Annotated in this window: 13 protein-coding genes; 8 read left to right on the top strand and 5 right to left on the bottom strand. The window is 68.2% G+C overall.

Annotated elements, in window-relative coordinates:
* Nucleotides 1-26: 26 nt before the first annotated feature.
* Nucleotides 27-1,910: a cation:proton antiporter gene (locus tag JS278_RS02010; RefSeq protein WP_114046058.1), complete on the bottom strand. Its 1,884-nt coding sequence runs from the start codon at nt 1,908-1,910 to the stop codon at nt 27-29.
* Nucleotides 1,911-2,238: 328 nt separating this feature from the next.
* Here JS278_RS02010 and JS278_RS02005 point away from each other — a divergent pair, with 328 nt between their 5' ends.
* The 7 genes from JS278_RS02005 to JS278_RS01975 all read left to right on the top strand — a co-directional run bounded on the left by JS278_RS02005 (nt 2,239) and on the right by JS278_RS01975 (nt 10,271).
* A complete protein-coding gene (locus tag JS278_RS02005) occupies nt 2,239-2,811 on the top strand; it encodes a sigma factor-like helix-turn-helix DNA-binding protein (protein WP_114043737.1) in 573 nt (190 codons plus the stop codon).
* 195 nt (nt 2,812-3,006) lie between these two features.
* Nucleotides 3,007-3,774, top strand: coding sequence for an HAD family hydrolase (locus tag JS278_RS02000; RefSeq protein ID WP_181833865.1), 768 nt, complete (start codon nt 3,007-3,009; stop codon nt 3,772-3,774).
* A 74-nt stretch (nt 3,775-3,848) separates the two neighbouring features.
* Nucleotides 3,849-4,877, top strand: coding sequence for a LacI family DNA-binding transcriptional regulator (locus JS278_RS01995; protein WP_114043736.1), 1,029 nt, complete (start codon nt 3,849-3,851; stop codon nt 4,875-4,877).
* Between the two features lie 170 nt (nt 4,878-5,047).
* The gene (locus tag JS278_RS01990) at nt 5,048-6,364 is read left to right on the top strand and encodes an ABC transporter substrate-binding protein (protein ID WP_114043735.1); all 1,317 of its coding nucleotides are present in this window, start codon (nt 5,048-5,050) and stop codon (nt 6,362-6,364) included.
* 69 nt (nt 6,365-6,433) lie between these two features.
* Complete coding sequence (locus JS278_RS01985) at nt 6,434-7,447, top strand: carbohydrate ABC transporter permease (protein ID WP_114043734.1); 1,014 nt, start codon at nt 6,434-6,436, stop codon at nt 7,445-7,447.
* Complete coding sequence (locus JS278_RS01980) at nt 7,440-8,279, top strand: carbohydrate ABC transporter permease (protein ID WP_114043733.1); 840 nt, start codon at nt 7,440-7,442, stop codon at nt 8,277-8,279. Before JS278_RS01985 ends, JS278_RS01980 begins: the two co-directional genes overlap by 8 nt.
* A 63-nt stretch (nt 8,280-8,342) precedes the next feature.
* Entirely contained in the window at nt 8,343-10,271 is a 1,929-nt protein-coding gene (locus JS278_RS01975; RefSeq protein WP_114043732.1) for a glycoside hydrolase 5 family protein, read from the top strand.
* 36 nt (nt 10,272-10,307) lie between these two features.
* Here the strand turns inward: JS278_RS01975 and JS278_RS01970 are convergent, their stop codons facing one another.
* From JS278_RS01970 to pheA, 3 genes are all read right to left on the bottom strand, one after another.
* Nucleotides 10,308-11,666 (bottom strand): DUF4921 family protein, encoded by a 1,359-nt coding sequence (locus JS278_RS01970; RefSeq protein WP_220150019.1) that lies wholly within the window; start codon nt 11,664-11,666, stop codon nt 10,308-10,310.
* A 2-nt stretch (nt 11,667-11,668) separates the two neighbouring features.
* A complete protein-coding gene (gene serS, locus JS278_RS01965; RefSeq protein WP_114043731.1) occupies nt 11,669-12,934 on the bottom strand; it encodes a serine--tRNA ligase in 1,266 nt (421 codons plus the stop codon).
* A 104-nt stretch (nt 12,935-13,038) separates the two neighbouring features.
* On the bottom strand, nt 13,039-13,995 hold the full coding sequence (gene pheA / locus JS278_RS01960; RefSeq protein WP_114043730.1) for a prephenate dehydratase: 957 nt from the start codon (nt 13,993-13,995) through the stop codon (nt 13,039-13,041).
* A 273-nt stretch (nt 13,996-14,268) separates the two neighbouring features.
* On the opposite strand from pheA, the gene JS278_RS01955 reads away from it, so the two are divergent.
* Nucleotides 14,269-14,580, top strand: a complete 312-nt coding sequence (locus tag JS278_RS01955) for a hypothetical protein (protein ID WP_114043729.1) — start codon at nt 14,269-14,271, stop codon at nt 14,578-14,580.
* A 192-nt stretch (nt 14,581-14,772) separates the two neighbouring features.
* On the opposite strand, the gene aat is transcribed toward JS278_RS01955, so the two are convergent.
* Nucleotides 14,773-15,585, bottom strand: coding sequence for a leucyl/phenylalanyl-tRNA--protein transferase (gene aat, locus JS278_RS01950; RefSeq protein WP_114043728.1), 813 nt, complete (start codon nt 15,583-15,585; stop codon nt 14,773-14,775).
* Between the last annotated feature and the right edge of the window lie 17 nt (nt 15,586-15,602).

The following is a 15,602-nucleotide window of genomic DNA, read 5'->3' as shown; positions in this document are numbered from 1 at the left end:
CGGGCCACTCGCCCGACGGACCCGCGTCAGTGACGTGACGACGGTGTCTGCGCCCGATCGCCGAGGTAGACGACGACCTCACCGGCCTTGGGAGCCGTCATGGACGGCGTGGCCACCACGGTGGAGGACCCCCGCACGACGAACATCGCCACCGCATCGGGGAATGATCGGCGGAACTGCTGCCAGTTCATCTGATCGGTGATCCGCACCCGGCCCACCCTCGCCCCGGCACGCCACCGCCGGTCCAGCTCCGAGTGCTCCAGCGGCGGGTCAAAAGCGGTCAGCGCCTTGAGGGCAGGCACGGTGCCGGTGGTGGCATCGCCGTCCTCCCCCTCGTCGGAGCGCCTCAGGCCGAAGACATTCGCCCTCCCCAGAGCGCGGCGGTAATGCACCGACCCGATGGAGTTGACGTTGTCATCGGGGGTCACCGCGACCATCGACGCGATTCCGGACAGGTCCATCTCGTCGACCGCGTACTCCGAGAGGAAGTCCGCCGCCTCGCAGCGCAGGCCGGCCGCCCGAACGGCGTCCAGGTCGTAGCCGCGCCTGGTGACGAACATCGTCGCGACCCCCAGATCCCGCAGTGCCACGGCGGCGTCGATGGCCCACGCCGGAGATCCGGCGAACATCACCCCGCGGGGGCTCGCCGAGGCCAGCCCGAGGCGCTCGGCCAGTCTCCCGATCCCCAACCCGTAGATCGCCACGGTGCACACGATCACCAGGAACACCAGCGGCACCATCCGGTCGACCTGACCCGACATCCCCGCCAGCCGGTCCGCGAAGGCCGACAGCGCCCGGCCGCGCTGCGGGTCGCGCGCCATCGCCGAGGCCGCCTGGCTGCGGACGTTCTGCGCCGCCTCGCTGAACTGCAGCGCGAAGACCGAGGTGATCGATGCCGCGACGATCCCGCGCGGCGCCATGAAGGACATCAGGAACCGCTCCTGGCGCGATGTCTCGGTACCCGCCAGGCCCAGCTGCACCGACACCGGCCGGACGATCAGCACCAGTATGGCCACGAAGGCCAGACCGATCGGGGCGACGTCGGCGATCTCGGTCGGAGTCACCCTCCCGGCGAGCATCACGAACAGGGCGCCGACCAGCAGCACCTGGAGGTTCTCCTTGAACTCCAGCACCCGGTCCAGTTCGACGCCCGGCCGGTTCGTGACCAGGACGCCCAGAGCGGTGACGGCCAGCAGCCCGGACTCCTCGAGGATGAGGTTCGATCCGACGACGGTGGCCAGGGCCACACCCACGAAGACGACGCCCTGCAGGAAGTCCGGGATGAGGTGGCGGCGCAGCATCGTCGTCAGCCCCAGCCCGACCGGGACCGCCACGAGCAGCGCGACCAGCACCGTGAGCCCGAGTCTGCCGAGCTCATGCCACAGCGACGCCCCCTCGATGCTCGTGACCCCCTGGTAGACCAGCAGGGCCAGGATGGCGCCCAGCGGGTCGACGATGATCCCCTCCCAGCGCAGCAGCCCGCTCACCCGCCGGGTCGGGCGCAGCTGCCTGAGGATCGGGTTGATGACCGTGGGGCCGGTCACCACGAGGATCGCCCCCAGCAGCAGGGCGACCCGCAGGTCGAATCCCAGCAGTCGGGCCGTCACGGCGACGAGCAGCCAGGATGCGGCCACGGTGACGGTGCACAACCGCAGGATCGGCCGGCCCAGATCCCGCACCGGACGCAGCTTGAGCGAGAGGGCGCCCTCGAAGAGGATGATCGCCACGCACAGGTTGACACCGGCGAAGAGCAGATCGCGCCCGAAGACCTCGTCCGGGCTGACCGCCCGACCCAGGGCGAAGCCGACGACGAGCAGGAAGAGCAGGGAGGGAAGCCTGAGTCGCCACCCCAGCCACTGGGCGGCCACGGACAGGCCGACAACCAGGGCAACATAGATCGCAGGATTCATCGGCACCAGCCTATCCGCCCCGACCGGTTCGACCCCCAGTCGAATATCCTGTATCACGAGATCTTTCCCGATGCGAATTTCGAGGGACAGGAATTCAGCCTCCCGGCCGTGTGAGTACCAGTACTCACGCTCTCGCCGGTTGATACTCAGGGAAGTCGGGTAGTCGGCCCTACGATCCGCCTCACAGCTCAGCTCCAGTGCATGGCAGGCTGAATCTCAGAATGTGATGGAACCTACAGACGAGCTGCTACGTCCCATTTCCATGTGCCTCCTCCTCGAGGCGAGAGCGGAGGCACGGGAAATGCCAGGAACAAGGAAAGGACCTCACGTGACCAGCACATCGGATAGCGGTGTTCCCGCGTGCGCAGTCCTCACGCATGTCTTTCAGCACCCCTTCTTGGAGGAGGACTCCACCCCGTCGACCGCGGAGCAACGCCGCCTCCGCACAGCGCTCACCGCCCGAGCCACCGAGGCCTGCATGGCCTGCCCCTACTTCGAGGACTGCCTCGATCTTGCAGTCACCAAGCACGACGTATCCGGATTCGTGGCTGCGACCACCTCGCGGCAACGCGCCCAGATGCGCAACATGCTCCGCGTCGAGGTGACCGCGGACGACATGGACGCCCTGATCGGCGTCATCGCCTCGGGGCGCCAGATCGCCACCCGCGACGTCGTCGCACTGCGACGGGCCCACCCCGACGAGTCCCTGGACTTCATCGCCCAGCGGCTCGGGTGCTCCCTCTCGACGGTGAAGAGGCATCTGCGCAGGGCCCGAGCAGCGGCCGCCTCGGAGACTGAGACCCCCCGTCGCCGCACCCCGGAGGAACCCGATCGAGGCCGCCTCATCACGGCCTTCGAATCGGTGACCGGGATGCGGCGCAGGGCCGAGGCCGCAGCCTGAGCACCCGGCCACCCACCAGCACCATCGGTCCGCATGACTCGCCCCGGCCGTAGTACGGCCGGGGCGAGTCATGTCCGTGATGGAGATGTGAAGGAGAATTGCGCCATGCGAAGAGCACGACTGCCATGGATGAAACGTGACACCCTCCGTTCCCTGGCCACTGGCAGGCTGGGAGACGTGAGTTTCACCCCGCGCCTGGTCGCACTGGATATCGACGGCACCCTCGTCGACCTCGAGGGCAGAATGCCCGACAGCGTCGAGGCCGCCGTCGCGAAAGTGCGCGAATCCGGCATTCCGATCGTGCTCGCCACCGGACGCGGGCTGTTCGGCACCGCCCCGATCCACGAGGCGCTCCAGCTCCCGGCCGGGGAGATGGTCGTCTCGAACGGTGCGGTGACGGTCCGCACCCCTCCTCTCGAGATCATCGACGAGGTGACCTTCGACCCCGCCCCGGTGATCCGGCGGGTGCTGGAGGCCCGCCCCTCGGCACTGGTCGCGGTGGAGGAGGTCGGAGTCGGCTACCGACTCAACAGCTACTTCCCCGACGGCGAACTCCAGGGAGACATGGTCATCGAGTCGGTCGACGAGCTGTCCTCCCGGCCGGCGGCGCGCGTCATCATCCGCGATCCCGATGCGCCGCCCTCCGAGTTCGTCGAACTGGCCAGGCACCTCGGCCTGCACGGCGTCAGCTATTTCATCGGATGGTCGGCCTGGATGGACATCACCCCGCGCGGGGTGACGAAGGCCTCGGCACTCGCCAAGCTGTGCCGGGCCCACGGCATCGACCGCGCCGACGTCCTGGCGATGGGCGACGGCCACAATGACGTCGAGATGCTCGCCTGGGCGGGCCGCGGGGTCGCGATGGGCGACGCCCCCGAGGCCGTTCAGTCGGTGGCCGACGCCGTGACGGGCACCTTCGCCGAGGGAGGAACGGCCGCCGAGCTCAACCGCTGGTTCGGCTGAGGACTCATTCCGCCGCCTGCAAGAATGCTCGCACCGGCCGACCACGGGGCCCGGGGATTGGAGCGGTTCGACCCATGCCTCATGTCACGATCGCCGACATCGCCGGTCGGCTCGGAATCTCCACGGCCGCGGTGTCCTATGCGCTGAACGGCCGCCCCGGGGTCTCCGCCACCACCAGACAACGGGTCCTCGACCTCGTCGAGGAGCTCGACTGGACGCCCGACTCCACCGCCAGATCGCTGCGCAGCCGCCGCTCCATGGCGGTCGGCATGGCCCTGTCGCGCGACGCGGAGGAGATCGCCAACGAGCCCTTCTACTCCTACGTCCAGGCCGGCATCGAACAGGCTCTGGCCGCACGCGGCTACAGCCTCATGATCAGCAGGCCGGGACGGCGTCAGGCGGCCGAGCTCGACGTCTACCGGTCATGGGCGCGGCAGCGCCGGGTCGACGGCGTCATCCTGTTCGACCTGCTGGCCGACGATCCCCGGACCGGGCTCCTCGAGGAGGTCGGGCTGCCCTTCGTCGAGGTGACCAGCGAGGCCGCGGTGGACGGCGCCCCGCGGGTGCTGATCGACGACGCCGCGGACGCCGGGACCCTCGTCTCACACCTGGCCGATCAGGGGTACCGGAGCATCATCCACCTGTCCGGGCCCGGACAACTGACCCACGAGAGGCTGCGCGCACGGGCTGTTGCGGCGGTCGCCTCGGCCGGTGGCCTGGAGGTGGTCAGCAGCGCATGCCGCTACACCATGGAGGACGGCGCCCGGGGATTCCTGGAGGCCGTCGGACGGGTGCCCCGCCAGCCGGTGGGCGTGGTGGGATCCAGTGACCTGCTGGCCCTGGGAGCGCTGCGCGGGGCCGGCCTCCTGGGCCTGCCCGTCCCGGACAGGATCGGCGTGGTGAGCTGGGACGAGTCGCTGCCCTGCCGCATCTCCAACCCACCGCTCACCAGCCTCGAGCGCAGGCCCATCACCATGGGCCGGCTCGCCGCGGATCTCCTGCTGGATCGCCTCGACGGTCGGGCACGCAGCCTGGTGAGGCTTCCGGCCTCGGGGCTCACGGTCCGAGCCAGCTCGAACCGGATGGCGCGCGAGATCTCCTGACCACCGACCCTTGACACCACCCGGTCAAGACGTCAACATGGGGCCACCAGCGGATTCGCAGAGTTGCGGGCTCCCTGGCATCCCACCGATCCGGACGACGTCGACGTCGTTCTCAGAGATGGGTTCTTAATCGATTCAGTAATTGACGGACTCACAACGGAGGAGTTCCCATGGCAACAACTCGGCGCCAGTTCCTGGCCCTCGGCTCCATGGCGGCGGTGGCGCTGGCGTCCACTGCGTGCGGGAGCAAGAGCTCCAACGGCGGATCCGGCACGGACGACAAGAGCACGACCCTCACCTACTGGGCGTCGAATCAGGGCACCAGCCTCGCCAACGACAAGGAGGTGCTGGCCCCCGTCCTGGCCGCCTTCACCAAGAAGACCGGCATCAAGGTCTCCCTAGAGGTGATCGGCTGGAACGATCTCCAGACCCGGATCCAGACGGCGATCACCTCCGGCCAGGGACCCGACGTCCTGAACATCGGCAATACCTGGGGGGTGTCCCTCCAGGCCACCGGCGGGCTGATGGAGTTCGGCGACGCGGAGATGAAGGCGATCGGCGGGTCCGACCGTTTCGTCAAGGCCGCTCTGCAGACCGGTGGCGCCGCCGGGACCAGGCCGACGTCGATCCCCCTGTACGGCCTGGCCTACGGGCTCTACTACAACAAGGCGATGTTCAAGGCCGCCGGGGTCAACCCACCGACCACCTGGGAGGAGATGGTCGCCGCCGGCAAGAAGCTCACCGATCCCTCCAAGAACGTCTACGGCATGAGTCTGGCCGCGGCCTCGTACACCGAGAACGCCCACTTCGCGTTCATCGACGCCGCGCAGAACGGAGCGGCGCTGTTCGACTCCTCGGGGAAACCGACCTTCACCTCCTCGGGAGTCGTCGACGGGGTGCTGCGATACATCGATCTCATGCAGACCGACAAGATCGTCAACACCTCCGACTCGCAGTACGACAACGGCACCCTGTCGGTGACGGCCTTCGCGAAGAAGAAGGCCGCGATGATCATCAACCAGAACAACGCGGACGCCACGATCATCGCTGCGGGGATGAAGGCAGGCGATTTCGGCGTGGTTCCCTTCCCGGCCCCCAAGGATGCCAAGAAGGACGTCGCCAGCCACATCGCAGGCATCAACATCGCGGTCATGAAGAGCACGAGGCACAAGGACCAGGCACTCAAATTCGTCAACTACATGACGAGCGAGTCCGTGCAGGAGACCCTCGGCAAGCCCTACTCGGCCCTGCCGGTGCTCAAGGACGGCAAGGCGACCTTCACCACGGACGCCGACGAGCTCAAGGTCTTCACCGACGTCTACAACACGAAGTCCGAGCCCCTTCCCCTGGTGCCCAACGAGGATCAGTTCGAGTCGAGCGTCGGCAAGGCGATGAACAACCTCTTCGCCAAGGCGGCGACCGGTAAGACGGTCGGCAGCGCGGACGTCCGGGCCGTTCTCAAGACCGCCCAGGACTCGATCCGCTAGGCCGGTTCCGACCGCCGCACGGCTCACCCGCGCGGCGGCCGGCTCCCACTCCCCAACAGGTTGGATCTCATGGCGATCACGACAACACCGGCATCGGCCGGGAAACCACCGCGCGGCCACCGTCGCCCAGCACGGCACAGGACTGGACAGGGCAGGACTGGACAGGGCAGAACGGCACGGCGAGCGTACTGGTGGTTCCCCTACCTCATCGTCGCCCCCGCGGTGATCCTCGAGATCGCCATCCATATCATCCCGATGCTCACCGGGGTGTGGATGAGCTTCGTCAAGCTCACGAAATTCTTCATCCGCAACTGGGCGGAGGCCCCGTGGATCGGGTTGGGCAACTACCAGTACGCGATCGACATCAACACCGCGGTCGGCGCCTCGCTGGTGCACTCCTTCCTCATCACCTGCGCCTACACCGTCATCGTGGTCGGGGCCTCGTGGATCCTGGGGATGGCCGCCGCCGTCGCGCTCCAGAAGGCATTCCGGGGCAGGGCCGTCTGGCGCACCATCTTCCTCATCCCCTACGCGCTGCCCATGTACGCCGGGATCATCACCTGGAACTTCATGTTCCAGCGGGACACCGGGATGTTCAACCATCTGTTGGTCGATCAGCTCCATCTCATGACGTCGAGGCCCTTCCTGCTCATCGGGGGCAACGCCTTCGGATCCCTCGTCGTCGTGTCCATCTGGCGGATGTGGCCCTTCGCCTTCCTCATGATCATGGCCGGACTCCAGTCCATCCCGACCGACATCTACGAGGCCTCGGCCATCGACGGGGCGAGTCCCTGGCGCCAGTGGCGGACGATCACCGTTCCGATGCTGGGCTCTGTGAACAAGGTGCTGATCCTGGTGATGTTCCTCTGGGTCTTCAACGATTTCAACACCCCGTACGTACTCTTCGGGAACGGCCAGCCTCCCTCCGGGGATCTCATCTCCTTCCACATCTACAACGCGTCGTTCCTGTCATGGGATTTCGGCACCGGGGCGGCCATGAGCGTCATGCTGCTGATATTCCTCCTCATCATCTCCCTGATCTATCTGTACTTCATCAACCGATCGGGGGACGACGATGCGTGACACGCGTGGCGAGAAGATCTTCCGCTGGGTGACGATCGTCATCCTGACCGTCTTCATCCTCCTCCCCCTCTACGTCATGGCGACCTCGGCCATCAAGCCTCTCGGTGACGTCCAGGGCGACTTCGCATGGTGGCCGAGCCATGTCACCTTCTCGGCGTTCCGCTCGATGTGGCGGACCATCCCGCTGGCCGACTACTTCGTCAACAGCCTCATCGTGTGCTCGATCGCCACCCTGTGCAGTGTCATCATCGCCATCTTCGCCTCATTCGCGATATCCAGGTGGCGATTCAAGGGCCGCAGTATTTTCAGCACGACCGTGCTGTCCACCCAGATGTTCCCCGGAGTTCTCTTCCTGCTTCCGCTGTACATCATCTTCGTCAATATCGACACCTCGACCGGGATCACGCTCATCGGGACGAAGCTCGGTCTCATCATCACCTATCTCACCTTCTCCCTACCATTCTCGATCTGGATGCTCGCCGGATATCTCGACGGCATTCCGCGGGAACTCGACGAGGCCTCCATGGTGGACGGCTGCACTCCATGGGGAGCCCTGTGGCGGGTCGTGCTGCCGGCAGCGAGGCCCGGCGTCGTCGCGGTGGCGATCTACTCCTTCATGACGGCCTGGGGAGAGGTGCTCTTCGCATCGGTGATGACCACCGACGCCAACCGCACGCTGGCGGTGGGGCTGCGCCTCTACTCCACCCAGACCAACGTCTACTGGAACGAGATCATGGCGGCCTCCCTGGTCGTGAGCGTCCCGGTGGTCCTGGCATTCCTGGTGCTTCAGCGCAGCTTCGTCGCCGGCCTGACGGCCGGGGCCGTCAAGTAGATCCGACGGCGCCCGTCCGCCGCAGATGAACCCGTCAACGCAGTCATGAGAGAAGGACTTCCGATGCGACGTCACGACCACCGCCTGCCCGATGTCTGGCTCGGGACCAATTTCTGGTCCCGGACCGGCGGGCCACTGATGTGGCGGAACTACTCCCCGGCCGTCGTGCGCCAGGAGTTGCGCGTCCTGCACGACCACGGCCTGACGATGACCAGGTCGTTCTTCTACTGGCCGGACTTCCAGCCCGGACCGGAACGACTCGACGAGGAGAAGATCTCGCACTTCGCGGACTTCCTCGAGGCCCACGCCGAACTCGGCATGTCGACCGTGCCGACCTTCATCGTCGGCCACATGTCGGGGGAGAACTGGGATCCCGAGTGGCGGGCGGACCGGCCGATCTACTCCGACGTCTGGATGGTCTCCCAGCAGGCCTGGTACGTCGAGCACCTCACCCGTCGTTTCGCCGACCATCCGGCGATCGCCGGGTGGCTCATCTCCAACGAGATCCCGATCTACGGCGGCGAGGCCCCCGAGCCCGTCGTCACAGCCTGGGCCAGGCTCATGGTGCAGGCCGTCCGCGCCGGCGGCGGGCATCAGCCGGTCTCGATCGGCGACGGAGCCTGGGGGCTGGAGGTCAGCGGCCACGACTCCGGGTTCTCGGTGCGCCGGCTGGCCGAGCTCACCGACTTCGTCGGGCCGCACGTCTACGCCATGGAGACCGACCTCATCCGCTCCCACCTCAAGGCCGCCTTCATCTGCGAGCTGGCCGCCGTCGGGCAGCGCCCCGTGGTGCTGGAGGAGTTCGGGCTGTCGACCGACTTCGCCTCGGGGGCGAAGGCCGAGCGGTTCTACCGGCAGTTCCTGTTCACCACGCTGACCGCCGGCGCCACCGGGTGGATCGCATGGAACAACACCGACTACGACGACCTCGCCGCCCAGCGCCCCTACAGCCATCACCCCTTCGAGATGCACTTCGGCATCACCGACTCCCAGGGGCGGCCCAAGCCGCCGCTCAAGGCGCTCGGCGAGTTCTCCCGGGTGCTGGGGACGATGGACCTTCCCCGTTGCCGGCGCGCCGACGTCGACGCCGCGATCGTCGTTCCGTCATACCTGTCGGCGGGCTACCCGTTCCACGACGAGACTCAGCGCAGGCTCGCGGCCGCCCACGGCGAGCAGGCCTACATCGCCGCCAAGGAGGCCGGCCTGCCGGTCGGCGTCGTCCGCGAGGAGGAGGACGGCGGCCTGCCGGAGGGGTACCGGCTGTACCTGCTGCCCTCGGTCAAGGAGCTCGCCGCGCCCAGCTGGCTCCAGCTGGCCGATCTGGCCCGGGGCGGGGCCACCGTCTACGTCTCCTACTGCGCCGGGGAGTCCCCCGGCCAGCGCGGGCCGTGGTGGACCTCCCCCGACGAGCTGTTCGGGGTGCGCAACGATCTGGCCTACGGCCTCAACGATCCGGTCGACGACGTCATCACCATCCGGTTCACGGCTGACCTCGGCGACATCCGCGCCGGCCAGACGCTGGAGTTCACGGCGGCCGGCAACGAGAACTCCCGAGCCTACCTTCCGGTCGAGGTGACCGACGGGAGGGTGGTGGCGGTCGACCGGAACGGCCGCCCGATGATCGTCGTCAAGGATCACGGCTCCGGGCGGGCAGTGCTCTCGACCATCCCCGTCGAGCACTTCGCGGCACGACGCCGCGGCGCCAACCCCGAGGACACCTGGCGGCTCTACCAGGCGCTGGCGAGCCTGGCCCGGATCCCGAGACCGCTGGGCGTCGAGGATCCCCTGGTGCTGGTCGACAGCCTGGAGCGCGAGGACGGCGTCGTCTTCCACATCCTGGTGAGCGAGCATCCCGACCAGACCCGGGTCCGGGTCTCCGGCGGGGCGGCTCTCACCGATCCGGACGGGACGCCGGTCGGCGAGACAGTGCTTCTGGAGCCCTACGGCGTCGCGGTACTCCTCAGCGGGGGCGGCCCGGAGGCCGCGCGATGAGCGGCCATGACTTCGGCGAGCCCTTCACCTTCGGCGTCACCCCACGCTCTGCAGGATTCCTCGGGGCAGATCGCACTCGGCGCCGATCCTCATCTCGGCGATCCGTCCGGCCCGTCTGGCCGACACCAGCCTGGGCAGCAGGCGGGCGGTCAGGGAGGCCGGGGAGATGGTGTTGACGTAGACCTTCGTGCTGCCCTCGAAACCGGCGAGGGTTGAGACCCGCAGCTTGAGGATGATCCGCCAGGGCATCGGCGTCCCGACGCCGACCGGCCGGTGGTGCCACTCCTCATTGGAGGGGACGTCGGTGCCCACCGCCACATGCATGGCATGCAGCAGGTCGGAGACGGCGTCGACCTTCCCGGCATCCATCCGCCACGGCTGGTCGCAGGAGTCGGTGGACCACACCTCCACCGACGGGTAGCGGTGACCGAAGCCGACGAAGGCCACCGCGTCGTCGTTGGCCGCCAGGATGTGGTTGTGACCGATGGCGAAGTCGGGGCCCCAGCGGTTGAACATGGCCGGGTCCCCGGTGGCCCGGCTGAGCACCTCGTCGTTGCTGTGGCCGATGTCGTCGATGGCCACCAGCTGCTTGTGGAGGTGGTCGAAGGAGGCGCCGGCGGGTTTCAGCCAGTTCTGGAATGCCGCGACGTAGCGCGCCTCAGGGTTGGAGGCGTAGAGGTTGCCCATCGTGGCCACCGTGGCCGCGATGAAGGCGCGGTGCTCCAGGACGCTGAGGGTGCCCGAGCCGGCCAGTCCGGCGGTGGTGGTGGCGTCGTCGGCGTAGTGGCGGCGTGCCAGGACGACGTCGTGCCCACCGGCGAAGAAGGGTGCGGACTCGCCGCGCAGGTCCGCCGCGCTGAGCCGCGTGGCCTGGAGGTCCAAACCCTGGGCGGCGAACTTGGAGTCCAGGATGCGGTGGACGTGAGCCAGGCCGGCGGGATCGGAGAGGTAGTCCTCCTGCCAGTGGCGGGCGTCTGCGGGCAGTTCGAGGCCGTGGTTGGCGTGCCAGTACTCCCAGGAGAGGATCTCGAAGAGGTTCGGGATCCTGCGGAACTCGGCGGTGGTGGCGGACAGGTCGCCGGCGGGGACGTGGCGAAGCACCCGGTACCCGCGCATGATCTCGGTGGAGTCGTCGGCGCTCGACGCTCCGGTCGACAGGGTGGGGATGAGGCGGGACTTCTCCGGCGGGGTCTCCAGCACCCGGTTCTGGCAGAAGGCGCAGGCGGCGACGCGATCGGCGTCGGTGATGGGACGCGGGTCGGTGATCGGGCGGCTGAGCGGACGGGATCCCCTCCCGGGAACGGTCCACACCTGAACGCCGGTGAACGGGTTCACCTGCTTGATGGTGCCGTCCGCCAGCTCCCTGTAGTAGCTGTGCTCGTCATTCGCCGTCACGATCAGCCCAGCTTCTCCTTGCCGCCCAGGAAGGGGCGCAGGGCGGCCGGGACGTTGACCGTCCCGTCGGCGTTCTGGTGGTTCTCCAGGAGCATGATGATGATCCGGGTCATCGCGCACAGGGTGCCGTTGAGGGTCGCCAGGGGTTCGACGCCGTCGGGCCCGCGGTGCCGGATGGACAGCCGACGGGCCTGGAAGGTGGTGCAGTTGGAGGTCGAGGTGATCTCCCGGTACCGATTCTGGGTGGGCAGCCAGGCGTAGCAGTCGTACTTGCGGGCGGCCGACAGGCCCAGGTCCCCCGACGCCACGTCGAGCACCTGGTAGGGGATCTCCAGGGCCTCGATGAACTCCCGTTCGAAGCCGAGCAGCCTGGCGTGCCAGTCCTCGGCCTCCTCGGGCAGGCAGTAGACGAACATCTCGACCTTGTCGAACCAGTGCACCCGGAAGATGCCGCGGGTGTCCTTGCCGTAGGAGCCGGCCTCGCGGCGGAAGCACGGGGAGAAGGCCACATAGCATTTCGGAAGCTCGGCGTCGTCGAGGATCTCATCGGAGTGGAAGGCGGCCAGGGCCACCTCGGAGGTGCCGACCAGGTACTGGTCGTCCTTGGGCAGGTAGTAGACGTCGTCGGCGGCCTGGCCCAGGAACCCGGTGCCCTCCATGGCCGAGGGCTTGACCAGGGCCGGGGGGATCATCGGGGTGAATCCCCATCCGGCGGCCTTGGTCATGGCCAGGTTGAGCAGGGCGATCTCCAGCTGGGCGCCCACCCCGGTGAGCACGTAGAACCGCGATCCGGAGATCTTGGTGCCCCGCTCCATGTCGATGGCGCCCAGCCCCTCGCCGATCTCCAGGTGGTCCTTCGGTGTGAAGCCCTCGGCGGCGAAGTCGCGCGGCGTACCGACGGTCTCCAGCACCACGCCCTCGTCCTCGCCTCCGGCGGGCACGCCGTCGATGACGATGTTGCCCAGGGTCTTGTCGAGTTCGAGGAAACGCTGCTCGGCGGCCTCGGCCTGCTTCTTGAGACCGGCCACCTGCCCGGCGATCTGCCTGGTGCGGGCCAGCAGCTCGGTCTTCTGGCCACCGGAGGCCCTCGCGATCTGCTTGCCCAGGCTCTTCTGCTCGGCGCGCAGGGACTCGTGCGCGGAGATGGCGTGACGACGGGACTCGCCGGCAGCGACCAGCTCGTCGACGACCGAGGGGTCCTCACCGCGGGCGATCTGGGAGCGGCGGACGCGGTCGGGATCTGTGCGCAGGAGCTTGGGATCGATCATGGCCCCGATCCTACCGAGGCGGCCGTTCCGGGGCGCGGACCATCCCCGGCCGTGGAGCGTCCGCTCACTCCCGGGATGTGAGGGATCGTCCCCCTGTTGGCAGTTCAGTCCCCGGCTCTGGTCTGCTGCTCGACGCTGCGTCCGGTCACCTCGGCGAACCAGGTCTCGGCCTCCCGGTAGGCGCGGTCGGTGGATCCAGCTGGGGCAGGGGGCTGCGCCGGGGCCGGTGTGCCGTCGACGACGGCGTGCGGGTAGGAGCCGAGGAAGGTCACCTCGGAGCACACCCGGTGGAGCCCCTTGAGGGCCGCGGCCATCCGCTCGTCGTCGATATGACCCACGGCGTCGATGGAGAAGCAGTAGCTGCCGAGCTGGTCCTTGGTGGGACGCGACTCGATGCGCGACAGGTTGATCCCGCGGAAGGCGAACTGCTGGAGGATGTCGAGCAGGGCGCCGGGATGGTCCTCGTGCATGAACGCGACCACGGTGGTGCGGTCGTCGCCGGTGCGCGCGGCCACCGGTCCACGGCGTCCCACCAGCACGAAACGGGTCACCGCGTTGGCGTTGTCGGCGATGCGCTCGGCGGCCGGGACGAGGTTGTACATCTCTGCGGCCACCGGCGCGCAGACCGCGGCGTCGTAGCGGGAGAAGGGGTCGGAGACCTCCTTGGCGGCGCCCGCGGTGGAGCCGCCCTCGGTGATGTCGGTGCCCTTGGGCAGGTGGGCGTCCAGCCAGCCCCGGCACTGGGCGGCGGCATGCGGGTGGGTGAGGACACTGGTGACCTCGGCCAGGGTGATCCCGGGGCGGACGTAGAGGCCGAACTGGACGGGGATGACGACCTCTCGGAGGATCTGGAGACCGCCCACCGAGGCCAGGGTGTCCAGGGTGGCGCTGACGCCGCCCTCCACAGAGTTCTCGATCGGCACCAGAGACGCCTCGACCTCGCCCGCCGAGGCCGCGGAGATCGCCGAGACGACGCTGGAGAAGGGCCGGGAGTCCCCGGTTCCGAGGGTCCGCAGCGCCTGATGGGTGAAGGTCCCGGCGGGACCGAAGTATCCGAGCACCGACTCAGCCTATCCGCGTCCGCGGCGCGCCGTGCCGGCCTGCGGGATCGATGCCGCCGACGCGTCTGGTGTTCCGTACTCAATACCATGTGTACATCATCTACATCACCTACCCGGTGACCCCGGCTGTCAATAGGGTCGGCTCAACAGGGTCGGGCTCACAAGCAGCCACGATCCAGGCCCCGTGGCCGTCGCAGCACAGCACAGCAGCACCGCAGCGATTCCAGGGGCACCGCAGCGACACCCGGGGGACCGGGGGGGGAGGTTCACGCGATGACCGGTCTCATCGAGGACCGATGCCTGCCGATGTTCGGCGCGGCCTCACGAATAGACGACACCGACACTCGCATCAGTCATCTCCAGCTCGACCTGGGTACCCGGATGGCCGAGCTGCGCGGGGAGCTCCCGGAGTCGCTCGACGGCCACTTCTGCCGGGCGTATCTGCACTTCGATCACGAACTCGAGTCGGTGCGCTGCGGTCTGGAGGAGGTCCATGACATGCTGGTCCGCGATGCCCGGCAGTGCCTGGCGTCACTCTCAGAGGCCGTGGCCGACCGACCGGCCACTGTGAAGCTGCGCGGCTGATGTCTCTGGATCAGGGGGCGGCGCGTCGAGCCATCGACCACCTCATCGAGGTGCGCGACGATCTTCTCGCCGAACTCGACGATTTGGAGCAGGATCTGGCCGGACGCACCGACGGATGGAATCGCGATGCCAGGGTGCGCTACCAGCAGGCGCGGGCGGGGTGGGCAAGGTCCTGCCTGGAGCTGACGAGGATCATCGAGAATCTTGAGCGGGATCTGCCCGGTGCGGACCGGCCGGAACCGGTCTGCGCCGATCATCCCACTCAGAAAGGGGACGCCGGTCGAACTCCTCCAGCAGCCGCCTGCCCGACCACGGTGTGTTCGGGGCCGGGGTCCAGTCCGGCCCGGGTGCTGCGAGGATCTCGTCAAGGCTGTCGAGATAACTCTGGCGAGACGTCTCCCGCGCCCCCAGGGATTCCAGATGCGGGGTGAGCCACTGGACGTCGAGGAGCCTCGGCGCGGTGGCCGCGAGCTCGCAGGCGAGCCTGAGCAGGGCCACCTTGGAGGCGTCGCGACCGTGCTCGGGATCGTGGAACATCGACTCGCCCGAGAACAGGCCGCCCACACTGACCCCGTACAGGCCGCCGACCAGCCGCCCGTCGTCATCCCAGGTCTCCACGGAATGGGCCCAGCCGCTGCCGTGCAGAAAGCTGTAGGCGTCGCATATCCGAGAGTCGATCCATCCCAGTGGCCGCGCCGGGTCGGCGCAGCGGCGCACCACGTCCTCGAAGCCGGTGTCGACGGTGGTGTGGTAGTGCCGGGCTGATTTCCGCAGGCTCCGGGCCACCCGGATCCCCTCCAGCGGCAGGTTCGCCCGGAGCCTCGGGGACCACCATCCCATGCCGGCGCGCAACGGCTCGGGCGCCTCGTCACCGTCGATCGGCATCGGGAAGACGCCTTCGTGCAGGGCCGTCAGCACCAGGTGGGGGCCGAAAGCCTCCGAGACCGCCACCAGGTCCTGATCGGGCCACTGGTCGGGGTCGCCGAAAAGCTCTGGGGTGGTCACCGGGACAGTCTGTCACC

Source organism: Acidipropionibacterium virtanenii (genome assembly GCF_003325455.1).
Taxonomy (GTDB): Bacteria; Actinomycetota; Actinomycetes; order Propionibacteriales; family Propionibacteriaceae; genus Acidipropionibacterium; species Acidipropionibacterium virtanenii.
This window is presented reverse-complemented; position numbering and strand designations above follow the sequence as displayed.

Bases quoted from the DNA above. Each gene is read 5' to 3' on its own strand.
- JS278_RS01955 (WP_114043729.1), top strand. From the start codon at position 14,269: ATGACCGGTCTCATCGAGGACCGATGCCTGCCGATGTTCGGCGCGGCC.
- JS278_RS01975 (WP_114043732.1), top strand. From the start codon at position 8,343: ATGCGACGTCACGACCACCGCCTGCCCGATGTCTGGCTCGGGACCAAT.
- JS278_RS01985 (WP_114043734.1), top strand. From the start codon at position 6,434: ATGGCGATCACGACAACACCGGCATCGGCCGGGAAACCACCGCGCGGC.
- serS (WP_114043731.1), bottom strand. From the start codon at position 12,934: ATGATCGATCCCAAGCTCCTGCGCACAGATCCCGACCGCGTCCGCCGC.
- JS278_RS02010 (WP_114046058.1), bottom strand. From the start codon at position 1,910: ATGAATCCTGCGATCTATGTTGCCCTGGTTGTCGGCCTGTCCGTGGCC.
- JS278_RS01995 (WP_114043736.1), top strand. From the start codon at position 3,849: ATGCCTCATGTCACGATCGCCGACATCGCCGGTCGGCTCGGAATCTCC.
- JS278_RS01990 (WP_114043735.1), top strand. From the start codon at position 5,048: ATGGCAACAACTCGGCGCCAGTTCCTGGCCCTCGGCTCCATGGCGGCG.
- JS278_RS01980 (WP_114043733.1), top strand. From the start codon at position 7,440: ATGCGTGACACGCGTGGCGAGAAGATCTTCCGCTGGGTGACGATCGTC.